The sequence below is a fragment of the uncultured Halopseudomonas sp. genome (genome assembly GCF_963977355.1).
Taxonomy (GTDB): Bacteria; Pseudomonadota; Gammaproteobacteria; order Pseudomonadales; family Pseudomonadaceae; genus Halopseudomonas.
In genome coordinates this window covers 1-3,447 of the sequence record NZ_CAXBOV010000056.1, presented here as the reverse complement: position 1 = coordinate 3,447, position 3,447 = coordinate 1, and the positions used below count along the sequence as shown (strand labels likewise).

General features: G+C 55.5%; 3 protein-coding genes and 2 pseudogenes. 3 read left to right on the top strand and 2 right to left on the bottom strand.

The features are described from left to right. Positions 1 to 271, top strand: a 271-nt coding sequence (locus AAC076_RS17290) for a hypothetical protein (RefSeq protein WP_339848096.1), incomplete at its 5' end; no start/stop codon positions are given. A 99-nt stretch (positions 272 to 370) separates the two neighbouring features. Here AAC076_RS17290 and AAC076_RS17285 read toward each other — a convergent pair. After that, a complete protein-coding gene (locus AAC076_RS17285) occupies positions 371 to 1,327 on the bottom strand; it encodes a DMT family transporter (protein WP_339848094.1) in 957 nt (318 codons plus the stop codon). 110 nt (positions 1,328 to 1,437) lie between these two features. Here AAC076_RS17285 and AAC076_RS17280 point away from each other — a divergent pair, with 110 nt between their 5' ends. After that, positions 1,438 to 2,382 (top strand): LysR substrate-binding domain-containing protein, encoded by a 945-nt coding sequence (locus AAC076_RS17280; RefSeq protein ID WP_339848091.1) that lies wholly within the window; start codon positions 1,438 to 1,440, stop codon positions 2,380 to 2,382. Between the two features lie 138 nt (positions 2,383 to 2,520). Here AAC076_RS17280 and AAC076_RS17275 read toward each other — a convergent pair. Continuing rightward, a pseudogene (locus tag AAC076_RS17275) lies at positions 2,521 to 2,683 on the bottom strand (IS3 family transposase); the annotation flags it as partial. Positions 2,684 to 2,828: 145 nt separating this feature from the next. Between AAC076_RS17275 and AAC076_RS17270 the strand changes: the two are divergent. Further along, positions 2,829 to 3,392 (top strand): annotated as a pseudogene (locus AAC076_RS17270) (peroxidase family protein); the annotation flags it as partial. Positions 3,393 to 3,447: the final 55 nt, after the last annotated feature.

Below are 3,447 nucleotides of genomic sequence, written 5' to 3'. Positions count from 1 at the left end.
CGCCCTGCTCGCTCACTACCAGAGCTCGCAGTATGGTGACCCGACCAATCAGGAAGACATTCCCAGCGATGCAGCCGGCGGTATCTGGGGTGGCGAAATGGACTCGTACACGGTGTTTGATCTGACCAGCCAGTACCAGGTCACACCCAATCTGCAACTGGAAGGCGCGGTGAAGAACCTGACCGACAAGCGCTACATCACCGGCTTGCGTCAGGGTATCTACGTGGGTCCGGAACGGTCATTTGAAGTCGGTTTCGACTACAAGTTCTGATCAGCAACAGCCCGCCAGGCGCCGATGGCCCTTGCCATCGGCACCCGCTTCCGACCAACAAGAGGCCCGCGCAATGCGGGCCTTGTTGCTTGTGCCTGGTCAGCTAGTGCGCGGCTCAGGGTTCTGCGAGCCGTTATCGACAGGTGCTTGCGCCATTGCGGGGCTCGCGTGATAGCGGGTATCTCCCAACTCGTGATTGGTAGCGCGAAGCCTTACCCGCCGCTGCTGCAGCCCGATCATCAACAGCGGCAACACAATCATCGCACTGCCTGCCAGAAACCAGAGATCCGGCACCTCGGCAAAGAATACCCAGCCTATGATTACCGCCCAGATCAGCCCGGTATATTCCGCACTGGTCACCTGGTTCGCATCCACGTACTTGTAGGCCAGGAGCACGCAAACGTTATAGGCCAGGATGAATAACGAGGAGCCTACTGCACTGATGAATACCGCGTTGCTCCATGCAGCGCCTTCCCATATTGCCAGTGCCAGGCATAGCGGAATGATCATCAGATAATTCAGAAAAAGCTTGTGCACAGTGGATTGCTGACGGGGCAGCTTGCGCACCAGAACGGCGTTGATCGCCAGTGCAGCGGCTGAACCCAGCGCGCCCAATGCGGCCCAACTGAAATCCACCGGCCGCAATATGACCATAATGCCAGCAAATCCGCTGATCACGGCAGCCAGACTCAGCCTGGTCAGACGTTCGCCAAAAAAGCTCACCGAAAGCACCATGACCAGAATCGGCGCGACATAGAAGACCGCGTTGGCGGTAGCCAACGGCAAGGCGACCAGCGCGTAGACCATGCAGATGATGCCTACCAGATGCACGTGTCCGCGAATGAAATGCAGCCGCGCGCCGGCAAAAGGTTGGCTGGTGTCGATCTGGCGCCAGAAGGGCAACAACACCAGAAGTGTGATGACACAGCGCATGAATGCGTACTGGAAAACGGGCGCGCCTTCCTCGAGAAACTTGATGAATACATCGGAAATCAGCGCCAGCGCGTTCCCGATGATCAACAGCATGATCGCGCTGTTGACTGTTTTACCTGACATACCTACCTCTGGATAATCATGTGACGTGTCGGGAGTCTAAGGTTTGCCGAGTATCGGGAGAAATGATATTAAACTGACTGATATTATTTTTTTGGATACTGAAAGATTTCATGAAACTACCTCCACTAAAGGCCTTGCCGGTATTTGAAGCCGTGGCTCGGCTCAACAGCTTTTCGATGGCCGCCCAGGAGCTGTCGATCGGTCAGAGCGCAGTCAGCCATCAGATCAAGCAACTGGAGACCTACCTGGGGGAGCCGCTGTTCATTCGCACGGGCCGTTACCTGGCCCTCACCGAAGAAGGCCGTCAGTACTTTGATGCCATAAGTACTGCACTACTGCAGGTCGAGAGAGCCAGCGAGCACATCCTCGGGCATGAAACCGCAAGCCTGCGGTTATCGGTATTCAGCTCTTTCGCCGTCCGCTGGCTGGTCCCGAGGCTGCCTGCACTGCAAAAACAGTGGCCGCAACTGGATCTGTCGCTGGAGATGAGCGGAGAGAATCCGCAATTGTCCGATCGAGTAGCCGACTGCTTTATCACCGTGCGGCCCAACTCCCCGGCTTTCAGCTACGAACTGCTCTACACGGAGCGCCTGTTCCCGGTATGCAGCCAGCAATACTGGCAAACGATCTGCCGTGAACAGAATATCGACCCCAACCTGCAGCTCGACCAGACCGCTCCCTTGAGCCCCTCAGTACTGCAGGGCTATCCACTACTCTCAACGCACAGCATCTACAACAAGACCGGTGGCGATTGGACGGCCTGGTTTGAAGCCGCAGGCCAATCCCTGCCAGGAGGCACCCGACTGCAGAATTTTAGCCATATGCTCCTGGCCCTCGAGGCCGCCCGCTACCACCAGGGCATCGCGTTGACCAACGATTACATGCTCAGCAACCGGGCCGATTCAGCCGATTTTGTCAGACTCCCTTGTCACCACGTCATGACCGGCGATCAGTTCTACTTCGCCTGGAAAACCAGCCGCCGCCATGAACCGGGCATACAGATACTGCGCCGTTGGCTGGTGCAGCAAAGTATTGAATCGGGGTTGAAACAGTGAGGAAGGCAATACCTGAATCGCTGGCGATTTGGCAGACACTTGTGAGCTTCTACCCCTGACCAGTAAAAGGCTAGGGTCACGGGCAGGTAGCGGACAGAAGCGGAAGGTCAAAGTGTCTACGAAACCAGGATCGATTGAGTATTCGCTCAGCTCAGTTTCTGAGAGTTGCGCGGTTTCGATAGCGCCTGCCCGGACATACTTTCTGCCGGGTCACCTCGGCCACCTCGGCCACTAGGAGGTTCTGAGGAGGTAACACCTTTCTCAATAACGCTTCTTTGCGCTCTGATGGGTAACTCGGCATTGCGTGACTCATACCGTCCCCGGGATTGGATTTGGCTAAAACCGATCAGGCGACAACTGCCCTTACACTTGGGGGGGGCCATGGGGCTAGTAATAATGAGTCTCCGAAGATAGGTTGGTTTTTTAGTCCCAAAAATGAGAATGCTATGACAAACCAATCGAAATGCCCAATTGCCGGCGGATACAAATCCATTGAAAGCGACCGTCTTGGCGGGGCGATTGGAACACCACCCATGAATGCTGACTGGTGGCCCGGGCGACTTCCGATTGAATTACTCCACAGCCAATCACCGATGGCAAATCCGCTTGGCGAAGATTTTGACTACCCTGCGGCTGTTGCGAAGCTCGATGTCGAAGCCGTCAAAGCCGATATTATGGAGTTTTTGACAACATCCCAGGATTTCTGGCCAGCAGACTACGGCAATTACGGACCGCAAATGATCCGCATGGCGTGGCACTCAGCCGGATCCTATCGAGTATTTGACGGCCGCGGCGGTGCGGCTAAGGGGCTTCAGCGTTTTGCCCCGCTCTATTCATGGGAGGACAATGGCAATATCGATAAGTCCATTCGCCTGCTCCAGCCGATCAAACTGAAATATGGTGAAAACCTGTCTTGGGCCGATCTCATTATCCTGACCGGAAATCTAGCCATGGAGCAGATGGGCTTCAAAACGCTGGGATTCGGCTTTGGCCGGATTGATGCCTTTGAAGAGGGTCGGCAACGATTCTGACGAAATCCTCCAAAAAGCGCATTAACCATCTGTT